We start from the raw sequence: 16,110 nt of genomic DNA, 5'->3' as shown, positions 1-16,110 counted from the left end.
TCAATCGGGATGTCCACGCCACACCCGGGCGTGCAACGGGTTCATGCCCATGCGGTAGACCAGGTCGGCCGGGGAGTCGATGTCCCAGATCGCCAGGTCGCAATCGAAGCCCGCGCGCAGGCGGCCCAGCCGGTCCTGCCGGCCGAGCGCACGCGCGGCATGGCGGGTGAAGCCGGCGATGCATTCGCTCACCGTCATGCGGAACAGGGTGGCGGCCATGTTCATGGCCAGCAGCGGGCTGGTCAGCGGCGAGGTCCCCGGATTGCTGTCGGTGGCCAGGGCCAGCGGCACGCCGGCCGCGCGCAGGGCGGCGATCGGCGGCAGCACGGTCTCGCGGGTGAAATAGAACGCCCCTGGCAGCAGCACGGCCACCGTGCCGGCAGCGGCCATCGCCTCCACGCCGGCCTGGTCCAGGTACTCGATGTGGTCGGCCGACAGCGCCCCCAGGCGCGCGGCCAGCGCGGCGCCGTGCTGGTTGGACAGTTGCTCGGCGTGGATCTTCAGCTTCAGGCCGTGTGCGGCGGCCGCCGCCAGCACCTGCTCGGCCTGCGCGTGGGTGAAGCCGATGTGCTCGCAGAACACGTCCACCGCCTCGGCCAGGCCCTGTGCGGCGACGGCCGGGATCATCTTGGTGCAGACCTCATCGACGTAGTCCTGCGCCGTCATCCCCGGCGGCACCGCATGGGCACCCAGGAAGGTTGTCGCCACCTCGACCCGGCGCAGCTCGCCCAGCCGCCGCGCCACGCGCAGCTGCTTGCACTCGTCCGCAAGGCTCAGGCCATAGCCGGACTTGATCTCCACGGTGGTGACGCCCTCGGCCAGCATCGCATCCAGCCGCGGCAGGCTGGCGGCGGTGAGCGCCGCCTCATCGGCCTGCCGCGTGGCGCGCACGGTGGAGACGATGCCACCGCCGGCCTTGGCGATGTCGGCATAGCTGACCCCGTCCAGGCGCTGTTCGAACTCGCCGGCCCGGTTGCCGGCGTAGACCAGGTGGGTGTGGCAATCGATCAGCCCGGGCGTGATCCAGCGGCCCTGGCAATCGATCTGGTGCGTGGCCTCGAACACCGGCGCGTCGCGGGCCGGGCCGACGTGCACGATGCGACCGTCGCGTGCGGCGATGACGCCGTCGCCAAGCTCGCCCAGTCCGCCGTCCTGCGCGTCCAGCGTGGCCAGATGGGCGTTGTGCCAGAGCGTGTCGCAGCGCATGGGCATGGGATCGTTGGCGAAAGTCTATTTGTCTATACAATAAAACCGTCGTTCAACGCATGTCCAGTCGCCGGAGCCGCGCCATGCCGCTGCAATCGCCACCTTCCGCCGGTCACACGCCGACGCAATACGTCTGGATCGATCAGGCGCTGTTGGCCCAAGGGTGGGCGCGCGGCGTCCGCCTGGCATTGGCAGATGGGCGCATCGCCGACCTGCAGACCGGAGCACTGGCGCAGCCGGGCGATGTGCGCCTGGGCATCGGCGTGCCGGGCCTTGGCAACCTGCACAGCCACGCCTTCCAGCGCGGCATGGCCGGGCTGACCGAGGTCGGGGGCCGCAGCGGCGACAGTTTCTGGAGCTGGCGCGAGCTGATGTACCGCTTCCTGCACCGCCTGGCGCCGGACAGTTTCCAGGCCATTGCTGAGCAGGCCTACATCGAGATGCTGGAAGCCGGCTTCACCCGTGTCGGCGAGTTCCATTACCTGCACCACGCCCCCGATGGCAGCGCCTACGCCGATCCGGGCGAGATGGCCGCACGCATCGCCGCGGCCGCCCAGTCCAGCGGCATCGGCCTGACCCTGCTGCCGGTGTTCTACGCACATGCCGACTTCGGCGGCGCAGCGCCCAATCCGGCGCAGGTACGGCTGATCCATGATGTCGACGGCTTTGCCCGCCTGCTGGAGCACAGCGCACGCGCGATCGCACCGCTCGGCGATGCGGTGCTGGGCCTGGCCCCGCACAGCCTGCGCGCGGTTACGCCGGATGAACTGTCGGCGCTGCTGCCGCTGTGCGATGGCCCGGTGCACATCCATATCGCCGAACAGACCCGCGAGGTCGAGGCCTGCCTGGCCTGGTCCGGCCAGCGTCCGGTGCAGTGGCTGCTGGAGCACGCGCCGGTGGATGCGCGCTGGTGCCTGGTGCATGCCACCCATGTGCAGCCGGAGGAAGTGCAGGGCATCGTCGCGCGCGGCGCGGTGGTCGGCCTGTGCCCGATCACCGAGGCCAATCTCGGCGATGGCCTGTTCCCGATGCGCGATTTCGCCCAGGCCGGCGGCCGCTTCGGCGTGGGTTCGGATTCCAACGTGCTGATCGATGCGGCCGAAGAGCTGCGCCTGCTGGAATACGGCCAGCGCCTGCATGTACGGGGACGCAACGTGCTCGCACAGGGCGAGGGCGTTTCCAGCGGCCGCTGGCTGTTCGACAACGCCCTGCAGGGCGCGGCCCAGGCGCTGGGGGTTCAGGCCGGTCTGCGCACCGGTGCGCCAGCCGACCTGGTGGAACTTGACGCCACGCATCCGGCGCTGCGCGCGCGCCAGGGCGATGCATTGCTGGACAGCCTGATCTTCGCCGCGCGCGGCGGTGCGGTGCGCAACGTCTGGCGCAACGGCCGCCAGCTGGTGCGCGATGGCCGCCACGTGCACCGCGAGCAGGTGGCCCAGCGCTACGCCCAGGCCCTGGCAGGCGTGCTGGACGCATGAGCACGCCCGCGCCGCTCACCCTCAACCAGCGCATCCGCGGCGATATCGAGGCGCGCATCCTCAGTGGCGAATGGCCGCCGGGCTATCGCGTGCCCAACGAGCACGCGCTGATGGCGCAGTACGGCTGCTCGCGCATGACCGTCAACAAGGTGCTCTCGGCCCTGGCCGAAACTGGCCTGATCCAGCGCCGCCGCCGTGCCGGCTCGTTCGTGGCACGGCCGCACCCACACATGGAACAGGTGGCCCTGGAGATTCCGGACATCCCGGTCGAGGTGGCCTCGCGCGGGCACCGCTACGGCTTCGAGCTGCTGGAACGCAAATGCCGCAAGCCGGCGCGCGCGCTGCCGCAGGAGGTCGAGGTGGCCGGCGGCCACACCGTGCTGTCCCTGCGCAGCCTGCACCTGGCCGATGGCCGGCCCTTCGCGCTGGAGGAGCGGGTGATCAATCCGGTGGCGGTGCCCGAAGCGCTGGGGATGGATTTTTCCTGCACCGTGCCGGGCAGCTGGCTGCTGCAGCACGTGCCCTGGACCCGCGCCCAGCACCGCATCAGCGCCATCAACGCCGATGCGACCCAGGCACAGCGGCTGCAGGTGGCCACGGGCACGGCCTGCCTGGTGATCGACCGCCAGACCTGGCGCGGCGAGGCCGCCATCACCTACGTGCGCCAGGTCTTCCTCGGCGAGGCCTACGACCTGATCGCGCGGTTCTCGCCAGGCGGTCGCTGAAACCCAGCCGCGCCTGCGCTCAGCGCGGGACGATCACCGTGGCGCCGCACTGGCGCCAGTGCACGGACTGGTCGCTGCCGGGCGGCGGGTTGAGCTGGATACGGCTCAGGCTCAGGTCCGGATAGCGCGCCAGCACGGCGCAGACCTCGGCCATGGTGGCCTCCTCGTCGCCACCGATGCGGTCCACCTCCAGGGTCGAACGCGAGATCCAGACGCCGCGGCTGATGGTCTTCAGGGCCCGCATCTGCCGCGCGACCACGGTGCGGGCTTCCTCGATCTGCGCCGGGGTCATGGGCGCTGCAGCCGCAGCAGGCGCGGGCTGGGCCGCTTCCGGTGCGGCAGCCGGTGCCGGGGCAGGTGCCACGGCGGGCGTGTACGCGACCGGCGCGGCGAGGTCCTCGTGCCCGGCCTGCGGTCCGACCACGCTGGACAGCACCAGTCCGCTGGCCAGGCCCAGCGTGGCCGCGCCCAGCCAGGTGATGGCGATATGGCGCTTGGCCGTGGCGGTGGCATCGTCGACGATGCGCTGGCGGATCACCGGGTCCAGCACCGGCTTGAGCTCCGGCCACAGCCGCCGGCCGTCGAGGATCTCCACGTTGTAGCGGCGCGCGCGCTCCTGGCCGCCGGCATCCACCGTGCCTTCGGTCACCAGCAGGCCGCGCTGTGCGCCGCGCAAGCGCATCTCCGAGGCGATCTCCTCGATGGCCGCCGAACCGATCCGATAGGCGATGCCGTGCTTGGACGCCAGCAGCCAGGTCTCGACCGGGCCGCGCAGCAGCAGGTTGCTGCTGTGCTCGTCGCGCAGCTCCTCATCGGTGGCCGGGGTCACGCGCTTGAGCTCGCGCGCCTTCATCGCCTCCAGCACCAGGCGCTGGAATTCACGCCAGCGCAGCCCGGCCAGCGTCAGCAGGCCCGCGGCGGTCTCATCGTCGCGTCGGCGCACGAACCACAGATAGAAGGAGAAGGCGCAGCCGACCAACAAGGCGATGGCGGCACCGAAGAGCCAGTAAGTCATGGACTGCCGAGAAAGCCGGGGCGGGTGGAGTCTAGCCGGCTGTCCGTCGCGGGCACGAAAAAGCCCGCCAGTCCAAAACCGTAAGGGGAGGGGAGCATACGGAGGACCGGCGGGCTAGGGAATGTTTTACGCCAACAAATGGTGCTTTGCAACACGAGCCGGGTCCGCCAGAGGAATGCTCCGTCGTTAGCGGCCGATCATCGCAGCACTTGAGGGCTTCAGCTGAAGCGCTCGCCGAGCACGCGGCGGATCTCGGCCTCGATCGGGCCCTTCATCGCCGACAGCAGGAAGTTCAGCTCGGCCGTCACGTGCAGCTGCTGCGGCAGCAGGGCGATCCCGCCGTCGACGCCGGCGCCGTTGAAACTCAGGCGATCGCCCTGCCAGGCGGACTTGACGCCGAAGCGCTCCTCGAGCTTGCGCGCGATCGCATCGACCGAGGCGCGGGCCTGTTCGGTGGACTGGGCGTGGTCGTGGCGGATATCGATGCTGGACATGGGTCGTGGCTCCTGATGCGGCGCGTATTGTCGCGCATGCCCTCGTGAGCGCGCCATGCAATGACACGGCATGCTAGGCTCGCGCCGCGTGCGAAACCTGATTCTTCACTTTCCCCAGCGGCAGCAACCGGACTATCCCCTCGGCACCGGCGTGCATCGCGTGGTGCGCGAGGCCAGCGGCCATGTCGGTGTCGGCGACCATGTGCAGGGCGCATTGCTGGCGCAACTGTGCGTGGACCGCCGCGGCCTTTGGCTGCAGGTGGCCAGCGGCATGCGCGGGCTGCACGTCAACGGCCGCGCGGTGCATCGCGTGGCGCAGCTGCGCGCCGGCGATGCGCTGTTCGCCGACGGCGTGGAGCTGCGCGTGCGCGCCGATGTGACTGCAGCACCGGTCGGCCCGGGGCGTCGTTCCATGGACGTGGCCGACCCGCGGATCGTCCTGCGCGGTGTCGGCGGTCGTTACCACGGTCGCAGCATCGGGCTGGAACGGCCGGTCACGGTCGGCGGCGACCCGGCCTCGGATATCCGCCTCGAGCTGCCGGGCAGCGCCGCGGCGCACGCCATCCTGGAACGCCAGGGCGATCGGGTGCTGCTGCGCGACGCCGGCTCGGCCGATGGCTCGCTGGTCAACGGCGTGCGCATCCGCGAGGCGTTGCTGGAGGCGGGCGACCAGGTGGTGTTCGAGCCGCAGGCGCGCTTCGTGGTCGAAGTGCCCTGGGGCAAGGCCGTGGAGAACGACCTGCCGCCGGAAGTCGAATCGGGCTTCAGCGCCGATCTGCCGGCGGCCGCGCCGGTGTCGGTGGGTCGCTGGCCGTGGCTGCTGCTGGCCGCACTGCTGATCGCCGGGGCGCTGGCTGCGCTGCTGCTGTTCGGCGCCGGCTGATCGCCTTCACCACCCGCCAGCCCAGCAGCATCGCCAGGATGCCGGCATACAGCGCCGGTTCGCGGATGTCGGACTTGACCAGCCACCAGAAGTGCAGCACCGCCAGCACCCCGATGGCGTAGACCGCCTTGTGCAGCCGCGCCCAATTGCGGCCCAGGCGGCGGATCCAGCCGGTAGTGGAGGTGATGGCCAACGCCAGCAGCAGCACCCAGGCGGCAAAACCGACGGTGATGTAGGGGCGTTTGACGATCTCTTCGAAGATCTGCGCCCAGTAGCCACGCAGGTCCAGCCACAGGTAGGCGCCCAGGTGCACGGTGGCGTAGAAGAACGCGTACAGCCCCAGCATCCTTCGGAACCGCACCAGCACGTTCAGCCCGCTCAGCTGCCGTAGCGGCGTGATCGCCAGCGTCGCCATCAGCAGTCGCAGCGCCCATAGGCCGGTGTCGTGTTCGATGTAGGCCACCGGGTCGGCCCCCAATGCATCGACATTGCCGCCGTTGAAAACCTGCCAGAAGCGCCAGCCCAGCCACGCCGCCGGCACCAGGGCCAGCGCATGCACCAGGGTCTTGGCCAGGACGACCCCGCCGGAGGTCTTGCGTCGCGGCGTGAGAGTCGCTTTGGTGCGGGCGGCCTGGCTCACCGGCTCAGTACCACTTCTTCAGGTCCATGCCCGCGTACATCGAGGCGACCTGGTCGGCGTAACCGTTGAACATGCGCGTGGGGATGCGCTCGGCGAACAGCTTGCTCGCCGTGCCGGCGATGCGGCGCTCGTTCTTCTGGCTCCAGCGCGGATGGTCCACGTTCGGATTGACGTTGGAGAAGAAGCCGTACTCGGAGGGCTGAAGATCGTGCCAGGCGGTCTCGGGCATGCGCTCGACGAACTTGATCTCCACGATGGACTTGATGCTCTTGAAGCCGTACTTCCACGGCACCACCAGCCGCACCGGCGCGCCGTTCTGCTGCGGCAGCGGCTTGCCGTACAGGCCGGTGGCCAGGAAGCTCAGCGGGTTCATCGCTTCATCCATGCGCAGGCCTTCGCGATAGGGCCAGTTGATCGAGCGGTAGCGGATTCCGGGCATCTGCTTGGGATCGGCCAGGGTGGTGAAGGCCACGTACTTGGCCTTGGAGTTGGGCGCGAAGCGGGCCAGGACCGAGGCCAGCGGAATGCCCATCCACGGGATCACCATCGACCAGCCCTCCACGCAACGCAGTCGGTAGATGCGCTCTTCGCTGGTGCTGGTCTTGAGCAAGTCTTCCAGGCCGATCTGTCCCGGCTTGTCGCATTCGCCGGTCACGTTGATCGTCCACGGCGAAGTCTTCAGGGTCTTCGGCGCCTGCGAGGGATCGTTCTTGGCGGTGCCGAACTCGTAAAAGTTGTTGTAGCTGGTGACGTCTTCGATCCGGGTCAGCGCCTCGCTGGTCCTGAACCCCGAGCGCGCCTGCTCCGGCGTCACCGTCGCTGCCGGTGCGGCCGGCGGCTCGGCATCGGCGCAGCCGGCCAGGGCCAGCACCGGTGCGGCGCCCAGGGTCTGCAGGAAACCGCGGCGCGCGGCATGGACGGCTTCGTCGGTGACCTGCCACTCGGGAATCCTCAAGGCATCGCGCAGGGACATCGGGGTGCTCCAGTGACAGGTGATGGTGGTCGTTGGACGCGTGGGCGGGCGAAAAATTCCCCGGCCGCAGCGGATTTCGTCGCATCGGTAACCATACGCGCCACGGTGTGATCCGGATGCAGCCATCGCCGCACGGGCCATTCAGGCTGCGGCATACTAGGCAACTTGCCCGCAGGTCCCCCGCAATGACGCGTCACTACAACTTCAGTGCCGGCCCGGCCGCGCTTCCCGAGTCCGTGCTGCGCCAGGCGCAGGCCGAGATGCTGGAGTGGAACGGCATCGGCGCCTCCATCGTCGAGATCAGCCATCGCAGCGCCGATTTCATGGCCGTGGCCGAGCAGGCCGACCAGGACCTGCGCACCCTGCTGGGCATTTCCGATGACTACGCCATCCTGTTCCTGGGCGGTGGTGCGACCACGCAGCAGGCCCTGCTGGCGCTGAACTTCGCCTCGCCCGGCCAGCGCGTGGATTACGTGGTGACCGGGCACTGGGGCAAGACCGCGATCAAGCAGGTCTCGCACTACGTCGACGTGCACGTGGCCGCCAGCAGCGAGGCCGATGGCTTCACCTCCATCCCGCCGCGCGCGTCCTGGACGCTCAGCCCGGATGCGGCCTATGTGCACATCACCGACAACGAGACCATCCACGGCGTGGAGTTCCACGACACCCCGGACGTGGGCCAGGTGCCGCTGATCGCCGACTTCAGTTCCTCCATCGCCTCGGAAGTGGTCGATGTCTCTCGTTATGGAGTGATCTACGCCGGCGCGCAGAAGAACCTCGGGCCGGTGGGCGTGGCGGTGGTCATCATCCGCCGCGACCTGCTGGAGCGCGCCGGCCAGCCGCGCGCGGACATCTTCGACTACCGCTCGCACGTGGCGCGCGATTCCATGCTCAACACCCCGCCGACCTGGAACTGGTACCTGGCCGGCCTGATGTTCAAGTGGATGCTGGCCGAAGGGGGCGTGGCCGAATTCGCGCGCCGCAGCGCCGCCAAGTCGGCCCTGGTCTACGAGGCCATCGATGCCTCCGGCGGCTTCTATCGCAATACCGTGCAACCTGCGGCGCGTTCGCGGATGAACATCCCGTTCTTCCTCCCCGACGAGACGCTGACCACGCGTTTCCTGGCCGAATCCAAGGCCGGTGGCCTGCTGGCGCTCAAGGGCCACAAGGCCGTCGGTGGGCTGCGGGCCTCGTTGTACAACGCCTTGCCGGTGGATGCCGCACAGGCGCTGGTCGATTTCATGCGCGATTTCCAGCAGCGCCATGGCTGATGTTCCAGCGTGCGCGGACCCGGTGACGGTGCCATTGCGCGCTCTCTGTTTCCTGGAAGTGAGAAATGCCCAAAAAGCCCGATAAAACCGCCGCGCCCAAGGCGACGCCGGCCGCCAAGCCCGGCAAGGCGGCCAAGACCAGGCCAGTGCCGGCCAAGGCCGGTGGCGACAAGACCAAGGCGCCTGCGCCGGCCCAGTTCGACCTGGCCGAGGTGCGCCGCCGCATCGACAGCATCGATCGCGAGATCCAGGCCCTGATCGCCGAACGCGCCAGCTTTTCGCTGCAGGTCGGCAAGGCCAAGGGCAAGCTGGCCGCGGCGGTGGACTATTACCGGCCCGAGCGTGAGGCGCAGGTGCTGCGCATGGTGGTGGATCGCAACGAAGGTCCGCTGTCCGACGAGCTGCTGGTGCACATCTTCCGCGAGATCATGTCCTCCAGCCTGGCTCTGCAGGAGCCGTTGAAAATCGGCTACCTGGGCCCGGAAGGCACCTTCAGCCAGCAGGCCGTGCTCAAGCACTTCGGCCGTTCGTCGGTGGGCTTGCCGCTGGCCTCGATCGAGGAAGTCTTCCAGGAAGTGGAGGCGGGCAACGCCGACTTCGGCGTGGTGCCGGTGGAGAACTCCGGTCAGGGCACGATCCAGATCACCCTGGACATGTTCCTGACCTCCAACCTGAAGATCTGCGGCGAAGTGGAGCTGCGGGTGCAGCAGTTCCTGATGTCGCGCAGCGGCCGCATCGAGGACATCGAGCGCGTCTACGCGCACCCGCAGTCCTTCATGCAGACCGCCGGCTGGCTGCGCGCCAACCTGCCCAAGGTGGAGAAGGTGCCGGTCTCCAGCAACGCCGAGGGCGCGCGGCGCGCGCGCGGCGCGGACGACGCGGCCAGCATCGGCGGCGAGAGCGCGGCTCACGTCTACGGCCTGAAGAAGGTCGTCATGAGCCCGATCCAGGACGACAAGGACAACACCACGCGCTTTTTGGTGATCGGCCGCAGCATCTTCCCGCCCTCCGGGCACGACCGCACCTCGGTGCTGGTCTTCATCCACGACAAGCCGGGCGCGTTGTTCGACGTGCTCAGCCCCTTCGCACGCCATGGCATCAGCATGAACCGCATCGAATCGCGTCCCTCGCACCACGCCAAGTGGGAGTACGGCTTCTTCATCGACCTGGCGGGCCACGTCGAGGACGAGGCCATGAAGCAGGCCCTGGCCGAGCTGAAGGAGCACTCGGCCCAGATCAAGATCCTGGGTTCCTACCCGGTGGCCGTGCCGTGAGCGCGCGCCAGGATTGGTTGGCCGCCGCCGGCACGGCGCTCAGCGGCACGGTGGCAGTGCCCGGCGACAAGTCGGTCTCGCACCGCGCGGTGATGTTCGCCGCGCTGGCCGATGGCACCTCGCGCATCGATGGGTTCCTGGAAGGCGAGGACACGCGTGCGACCGCGGCGATCTTCCAGCAGCTGGGGGTGACCATCGAAACCCCATCGGCCTCGCGCCGCATCGTCCATGGCGTCGGCGTGGATGGCCTGAAGGCGCCGAGCGCGCCGCTGGATTGCGGCAATGCCGGCACCGGCATGCGCCTGCTCTCGGGTCTGCTGGCGGCGCAGCCGTTTGGCAGCACCCTGGTGGGCGATGCGTCGCTGTCCAAGCGCCCGATGCGCCGGGTGACCGTGCCCTTGGCACGGATGGGCGCCAGGATCGACACCGAGGACAACGGCACTCCGCCGCTGCGCATCCACGGTGGCCAGGCGATCACCGGGATCGATATCACCACCGAGGTCGCCAGCGCCCAGGTCAAGTCCGCGCTCCTGCTGGCCGGCCTGTACGCGCAGGGCGAGACGGTGGTGCGCGAGCCGCATCCCACCCGCGACTACACCGAGCGCATGCTCTCGGCCTTCGGCGTGCAGATCGAATTCTCGCCCGGCTATGCGCGCCTGCGCGGTGGCCAGCGCCTGAGCGCCACCGATATCGCGGTGCCGGCCGACTTTTCCTCCGCGGCCTTCTTCCTGGTGGCGGGCTCGATCGTGCCCGGCTCGCAGCTGCGCCTGCGCCAGGTAGGCCTCAACCCGCGCCGCACCGGCCTGCTGACCGCGCTGCGCCTGATGGGCGCCAACATCACCGAGGAAAACCGCGGCGAGCACGGCGGCGAGCCGGTGGCCGACCTGGTGGTGCGCCACGCCCCCTTGCGCGGGATCGAAGTGCCTGAGGAGATCGTGCCGGACATGATCGACGAGTTCCCGATCCTGTTCGTGGCCGCGGCCTGCGCGCACGGCCCGACGGTGGTGCGTGGGGCGGCCGAGCTGCGGGTCAAGGAGTCTGATCGTCTTGCCAGCATGGCCAACGGCCTGCGCGCGCTGGGGCTGCAGGTGGACGAGACCCCCGATGGCGCCACCATTCATCCCGGCGTGCTCGGCGGCGGCGAGGTGGACAGCCACGGCGACCACCGCATCGCCATGGCCTTCGCCGTGGCCGCCCAACGCGCCTCCGCGCCGGTGCGCATCGGCGACATCGCCAACGTCGCCACCTCCTTCCCAGACTTCGACGGCCTGGCCCGCAGCCTGGGCATGTCGCTGCAGCCGGCAGACTGAGCCCCGCCAACGAAAAAACCGCCCGTGGGCGGCGTTTTCGTCAGCTCGCGGTTCCGGACGCTCTGGTGGACAAGCTCCGCGTTGTCCACCCCACGTAGGGTGGATGACGCTTTTTCATCCACCACCGCGACGAACCAAACCACGTAGGTGTGTCGCCACGCGAGCCCCCTGACGAAAAAAACCGCCCGTGGGCGGCTTTTTCGTGACCTCGGCGCGGTGGTCAAGCGGCTCAGTGGACAAGCTTCGCATTGTCCACCCCACGGATGCAACCTTCGATCGTGCCATGGTCCAACCATGGCGGCCAATCGAAAGCCTCAGCGCTCGGCGGTCTTGAACTCCACCGGCACCCGCACGTCCTGCGCGACGGCCTTGCCATTGCGGATGGCCGGCGCGAAGCGCCACTTGCGCGCGGCCTGCAGCGCGGCACGGTCCAGGTCGCGATTGCCGCTGCGCTCGATGACCGCAATCTCGGTCGGCACGCCATCGGCACCCACGCTGACATTGAGCATCACCGTTCCGCTCGCGCCCGCGCGCAGGGCGCTCGGCGGATAGGTCGGTTCGGCATTCGAACCCAGCGGCACGGGCGCCGAGTCCGCCACCGGGTCCGGGCGGCTACGATCGCTTTCGGCCGGGCGGCTGGGCTTGCGAGCGGCGGCCGGGGCCTTCTCGCCCTCGTTCGGGGCGGCGGTCTGCTCGACCTCGGTCACCGGCGCAATGGCGTCACCGTCGCCCTCGGTATCGCGCTGACTGCTGAAGTACCAGATCCCCAGGGCGATCACCGCCAGCAACAGCAGGATCCACAGCAGCGGACTGCCCGGGCGGCGGGTCGGGGGCACGTCATGCTGCGTGTCCGGCTCGGTTCTTGGATGGGGCTGAGACATGCGTTCCTCCTCACTCATGTACCCAAAGGGGTGCCGGGCAGTGTTCGGATTCAGGTGTCGTGGACGTGTGAGCCGCGTCGCCTCGGCTGCGGCTGACGCCTGCGGCCGTTCAGGTTAACGGAAGGGTGCCTGGCTGCCGCCGCGCGCTCAGCGGTCCAGGTTGAACTCGAAGGGGATATCCACCGACCCGGGCGCCGGTGCGCCATTGCGCTGGGCCGGCTGGAACTTCCAGCGGCGCACCGCTTCCATCGCCGACCGATCCAGCTCGCGCGATCCGCTGCGGCCGATCAGGGCCACGCCGACCGGATCGCCCTGGGCATCGACCTGCACCCGCACCACGACCGTGCCGGTCTCGCGCTTGCGCATGGCGGCATTGGGATAGCGCGGCGCGGGGTTCTGGCCCTGGATCGGAATCGGCGTCCCGCCACCAGCGGCTGGCGCAGCGGACCCGCCGGCGGCCGTCGTCTGACCTGCGGTTTCGTCGATGCTGGGCGGGGCCGGAGGGGCAGGCGGCGCGGTTTCGACCAGGCGTGGCGTTTCGGCATCGCCGCTGTCGGCGACCTCGCGCGGGGATTCCATGCCGCTGGCGCCGCCTTCTGCCGACATCGGCGCGGGCAGGGCATCGGCCTGTGCGGCAGGTGCGGCTGCCTTCTCGCCGGGCGGCACGGTATAGAAGGCGTCATCGCGCCCGGCCCACCAGACGATCACGAACAACAGCAACCCCGCGCCGAAGGCGATGCCGGCGATCTTCAGGGCCGAGCGGGGCAGGCGCAGTGTCAGTTCGCGGTCGTTGGAAGACGGGGAAGAGGGCATCGGCGGCGCCAGGTGCGAGGGAAAGACGCCGGATCTTCGCACAGCACCGCGCATCGGCCATGAACTGAAGGCAGCATCCCGGCGCGCAAGCGGCGATAATGGCGGTCTTTCCCGCTGTGCGCCTGTGCCCTCATGCTCGATCCCGTCCTGCTCCGCAACCAGCCCGCCGACCTCGCCCAGCGCCTGCAGGCCTCCCGTGGCTTCGCGTTGGACGTCTCCTCGCTGGAGGCCCTGGAGGCACGCCGCAAGCAGCTGCAGGTGCGCACCCAGGAGTTGCAGAACCTGCGCAACACCCGCTCCAAGGCCATCGGCCAGGCCAAGGCCAAGGGAGAGGACGTGGCCGCGTTGATGGCCGAGGTCGCCGGCTTCGGCGACGAGCTCAAGGCCTCGGAACTGGAACTGGACCAGCTGCGCGCACAGATCGAGGCCATCGCCTTAGGGATTCCCAACCTGCCGCACGACAGCGTGCCGACCGGCAGCGACGAGTCCGACAACGTCGAGCAGTCGCGCTGGGGCACGCCGCGCAGCTTCGACTTCAGCATCAAGGACCATGTCGAACTCGGCGCCCGCAATGGCTGGCTCGATGGCGATACGGCGGCCAAGCTGTCTGGTGCACGCTTCACCGTGCTGCGCGGACCGCTGGCGCGGCTGCACCGCGCGCTGGCGCAGTTCATGCTGGACCTGCACAGCAGTGAGCACGGCTTCGAGGAGACCAATGTCCCGGTCATCGTCAACGCCGACAGCCTGTACGGCACCGGGCAGCTGCCCAAGTTCGAGGAGGACATGTTCGCCACCGCGTTGGGCGAGCAGAAGCGCTACCTGATTTCCACCTCCGAAATCTCCCTGACCAACATCGTCCGCGACGAGATCATCGACGAGGCGCGCCTGCCCTTGCGCATGACGGCCCATTCGCTGTGCTTCCGCTCCGAGGCCGGCAGCGGCGGCCGCGACACCCGCGGCATGATCCGCCAGCACCAGTTCGAGAAGGTCGAGCTGGTGGCGATCGCGCGGCCCGGCGAGAGCGATGACGAGCACGAGCGCATGACGCGCTGCGCCGAGGTGGTGCTGGAAAAGCTCGGCCTGCCATACCGCCGCATGCTGCTGTGCTCGGGCGACATGGGTTTCTCGGCGACCAAGACCTTCGACCTGGAAGTCTGGCTGCCATCGCAGGGCATGTACCGGGAGATCTCCTCGATCTCCAACTGCGGAGACTTCCAGGCCCGCCGCATGCAGGCGCGCTGGCGCAACCCGGCCACCGGCAAGCCGGAACTGGTGCACACGCTCAACGGCTCGGGCGTGGCCGTGGGCCGCTGCCTGATCGCGGTGATGGAGAACTACCAGAACGCCGATGGCTCCATCGATGTGCCCGAGGCGCTGCAGCCTTACATGGGTGGGTTGACCAAGCTCGCCTGAGCCGGCATGCGGATCGTGGCGCGGCCGGGCCTGTCCTGGCGGGCACGGTTGGCTGATGGTGCATGCCGCTCGGCTCTGGGCCATGGGCTGCGGTGAGCTTGTTGTGGAAGCTTCTTCGCCTCCCACAAATGCCCAGCGGCCATGCGCGCTTGCAGAAGGTGCGCGTGTCGCGACGGCCATCGCAGGCACAGGTCTGGTCAGCGGCGCGAGGGTGGGTCGCCCCTGGCGCGCGTCAGGTTGGCGTGTGCCGGTGAGCTTGCCGCGTCGACGGCGGCGCGCGGTGAGGCCCGTGGGTTGGGAAGGCACGCACCCCCGTCAGCATGGCGCGCCAGCCGCAAATGGCCTCAACACCGCGGCCCAGCACGAGCCCTGATGTCAGCATTGCGTAATCAGGACCGAAGTGGTCCAATATCACGCATTGTTCTGCTGATGGAACTCACGCGTCATGCACGACCTCAATGATCTGTACTACTTCGCCATGGTCGTCGACCACGGCGGATTCGCCGCCGCCGAGCGCGCGCTGGGCATCCCCAAGTCCCGCCTGAGCCGCCGCATCAGCCAGCTGGAAACCGACCTGGGCGTGCGCCTGCTGCAGCGCTCCACACGGCGGTTCGCGGTGACCGACGTCGGCACCAGCGTGCATCGCCACGCCCAGACCATGCTGGCCGAGGCCCAGGCCGCGCGTGAGGTGGTCGACCGCCTCTCCGCCGAACCGCGCGGGGTGGTGCGCGTCAGCGTGCCGGTGGCCGTGGCGCAGATGCAGCTACCGAAGATCCTGCCGGCCTTCTTGGACAAGTACCCCAAGGTGCGCCTGCAGCTGCACGTCAACAACCGCCGCGTGGACATCATCAACGAGGGATACGACATCGCCCTGCGCGTGCGCGCCAAGCTCGACGACGACGGCAGCCTGGTGATGCGCAGCTTCGGCCAGATCCAGGAGCTGCTGGTCGCCAGCCCCAAGTATCTGTCGCGTGCCGGCCGCCCGCGCGCGCCCGAGGACCTGGTCAACCACGTGACCATGAGCATGAGCGAGGACGAAGCGCGCCAGCGCTGGGAGCTGCACGGCCCCAACGGCGAGGTCCGCAAGATCGAACTGCAGCCGCGCCTGGCCGGCTTCGATTTCCCCTTGCTCAAGGCCATGGCCAAGGACGGATACGGCATCACCATGCTGCCCGAGACCGTCTGCGCCGACGCCGTGCGCAGCGGCGAGCTGGAGGTGGTGCTGCCGGAATGGTCGCTGCCCCAGGGCATCTGCCACGCCGTGTTCGCCTCGCGCCGCGGCCTGCTTCCGGCGGTGCGCGTCTTCATCGACTTCCTTGCCGAGCACCTGCCGCAGCAGATCGAAGCCTCGCGCCTGGACTGCGGCGGCAAGTGCAACGACAAGCTGGTCGAACTGGGCTTGCGCAAGGCCTCCTGACCCGGCTGCCGCCTCGCACCGCATCGTGCGAGAATATGCGGCCGGTTTCCTTCGGGTGCCGGCCTGACGTATCGAGGCGGCAACCTCGATCAGGCCCAAGCGGTCGAACGGCGTGGCAGCCGGTCGTTCGATCATCGAGCGCGGCGCCAAGGTTCCGCAGGTGGACAATGCAAATTACGGAGAGATGGCCGAGCGGTTTAAGGCAGCAGTCTTGAAAACTGCCGTAGGTGCAAGCCTACCGTGGGTTCGAATCCCACTCTCTCCGCCACACTCCCAAGTCTCGAGCATCACGCCCCGCATTGCAGCCGCGGTGAATT

15 protein-coding genes and 1 tRNA gene are annotated in these 16,110 nt (G+C 69.0%); 9 read left to right on the top strand and 7 right to left on the bottom strand.

The genetic code is table 11. The features are described from left to right. Nucleotides 1–1,206, bottom strand: coding sequence for an imidazolonepropionase (gene hutI, locus EPA99_RS06230; RefSeq protein ID WP_129470412.1), 1,206 nt, complete (start codon nucleotides 1,204–1,206; stop codon nucleotides 1–3). Nucleotides 1,207–1,289: 83 nt separating this feature from the next. Between hutI and EPA99_RS06225 the strand changes: the two genes are divergently transcribed. Both EPA99_RS06225 and hutC read left to right on the top strand, forming a co-directional pair. Continuing rightward, on the top strand, nucleotides 1,290–2,684 hold the full coding sequence (locus tag EPA99_RS06225) for a formimidoylglutamate deiminase (protein WP_129470411.1): 1,395 nt from the start codon (nucleotides 1,290–1,292) through the stop codon (nucleotides 2,682–2,684). Further along, entirely contained in the window at nucleotides 2,681–3,409 is a 729-nt protein-coding gene (hutC, locus tag EPA99_RS06220) for a histidine utilization transcriptional repressor HutC (protein WP_129470314.1), read from the top strand. The genes EPA99_RS06225 and hutC overlap by 4 nt, the downstream gene beginning before the upstream one ends. Before the next feature lie 19 nt (nucleotides 3,410–3,428). Here hutC and EPA99_RS06215 read toward each other — a convergent pair whose 3' ends face one another. After that, nucleotides 3,429–4,424, bottom strand: coding sequence for a restriction endonuclease (locus EPA99_RS06215; RefSeq protein ID WP_129470313.1), 996 nt, complete (start codon nucleotides 4,422–4,424; stop codon nucleotides 3,429–3,431). A 218-nt stretch (nucleotides 4,425–4,642) separates the two neighbouring features. Continuing rightward, a complete protein-coding gene (locus tag EPA99_RS06210) occupies nucleotides 4,643–4,918 on the bottom strand; it encodes a polyhydroxyalkanoic acid system family protein (RefSeq protein WP_129470312.1) in 276 nt (91 codons plus the stop codon). Nucleotides 4,919–5,006: 88 nt separating this feature from the next. On the opposite strand from EPA99_RS06210, the gene EPA99_RS06205 reads away from it, so the two are divergent. Continuing rightward, on the top strand, nucleotides 5,007–5,801 hold the full coding sequence (locus EPA99_RS06205) for an FHA domain-containing protein (RefSeq protein ID WP_129470410.1): 795 nt from the start codon (nucleotides 5,007–5,009) through the stop codon (nucleotides 5,799–5,801). Here the strand turns inward: EPA99_RS06205 and msrQ are convergent. Further along, nucleotides 5,683–6,441: a protein-methionine-sulfoxide reductase heme-binding subunit MsrQ gene (msrQ, locus tag EPA99_RS06200; RefSeq protein WP_129470311.1), complete on the bottom strand. Its 759-nt coding sequence runs from the start codon at nucleotides 6,439–6,441 to the stop codon at nucleotides 5,683–5,685. The genes EPA99_RS06205 and msrQ overlap by 119 nt on opposite strands. Before the next feature lie 4 nt (nucleotides 6,442–6,445). Continuing rightward, on the bottom strand, nucleotides 6,446–7,414 hold the full coding sequence (gene msrP, locus EPA99_RS06195) for a protein-methionine-sulfoxide reductase catalytic subunit MsrP (RefSeq protein ID WP_129470310.1): 969 nt from the start codon (nucleotides 7,412–7,414) through the stop codon (nucleotides 6,446–6,448). A gap of 185 nt (nucleotides 7,415–7,599) precedes the next feature. Here msrP and serC point away from each other — a divergent pair, with 185 nt between their 5' ends. The 3 genes from serC (at nucleotide 7,600) to aroA (ending at nucleotide 11,269) form a co-directional block, all read left to right on the top strand. After that, nucleotides 7,600–8,685: a phosphoserine transaminase gene (serC, locus tag EPA99_RS06190; RefSeq protein ID WP_129470309.1), complete on the top strand. Its 1,086-nt coding sequence runs from the start codon at nucleotides 7,600–7,602 to the stop codon at nucleotides 8,683–8,685. Between the two features lie 65 nt (nucleotides 8,686–8,750). Further along, on the top strand, nucleotides 8,751–9,959 hold the full coding sequence (pheA, locus tag EPA99_RS06185) for a prephenate dehydratase (protein WP_129470308.1): 1,209 nt from the start codon (nucleotides 8,751–8,753) through the stop codon (nucleotides 9,957–9,959). After that, nucleotides 9,956–11,269, top strand: coding sequence for a 3-phosphoshikimate 1-carboxyvinyltransferase (gene aroA, locus EPA99_RS06180; RefSeq protein ID WP_129470307.1), 1,314 nt, complete (start codon nucleotides 9,956–9,958; stop codon nucleotides 11,267–11,269). The genes pheA and aroA overlap by 4 nt, the downstream gene beginning before the upstream one ends. Before the next feature lie 314 nt (nucleotides 11,270–11,583). Here the strand turns inward: aroA and EPA99_RS06175 are convergent, their stop codons facing one another. Further along, nucleotides 11,584–12,150, bottom strand: a complete 567-nt coding sequence (locus EPA99_RS06175) for an energy transducer TonB (protein ID WP_164978574.1) — start codon at nucleotides 12,148–12,150, stop codon at nucleotides 11,584–11,586. A gap of 147 nt (nucleotides 12,151–12,297) precedes the next feature. Continuing rightward, the gene (locus tag EPA99_RS06170; protein WP_129470305.1) at nucleotides 12,298–12,963 is read right to left on the bottom strand and encodes an energy transducer TonB; all 666 of its coding nucleotides are present in this window, start codon (nucleotides 12,961–12,963) and stop codon (nucleotides 12,298–12,300) included. Nucleotides 12,964–13,095: 132 nt separating this feature from the next. On the opposite strand from EPA99_RS06170, the gene serS reads away from it, so the two are divergent. From serS to EPA99_RS06155, 3 genes are all read left to right on the top strand, one after another. Continuing rightward, nucleotides 13,096–14,376: a serine--tRNA ligase gene (gene serS, locus EPA99_RS06165; protein WP_129470304.1), complete on the top strand. Its 1,281-nt coding sequence runs from the start codon at nucleotides 13,096–13,098 to the stop codon at nucleotides 14,374–14,376. 445 nt (nucleotides 14,377–14,821) lie between these two features. After that, the gene (locus EPA99_RS06160) at nucleotides 14,822–15,793 is read left to right on the top strand and encodes a LysR family transcriptional regulator (protein WP_129470303.1); all 972 of its coding nucleotides are present in this window, start codon (nucleotides 14,822–14,824) and stop codon (nucleotides 15,791–15,793) included. A gap of 178 nt (nucleotides 15,794–15,971) precedes the next feature. Next, nucleotides 15,972–16,061, top strand: a tRNA-Ser gene (locus EPA99_RS06155). Nucleotides 16,062–16,110 lie beyond the last annotated feature (49 nt).

Origin of the sequence: Pseudoxanthomonas composti (genome assembly GCF_004122095.1) — a bacterium.
Lineage (GTDB): Bacteria > Pseudomonadota > Gammaproteobacteria > Xanthomonadales > Xanthomonadaceae > Pseudoxanthomonas_A > Pseudoxanthomonas_A composti.
Note: the sequence above shows the minus strand (reverse complement) of the source record. Positions and strands in the feature narration are given on the sequence as shown.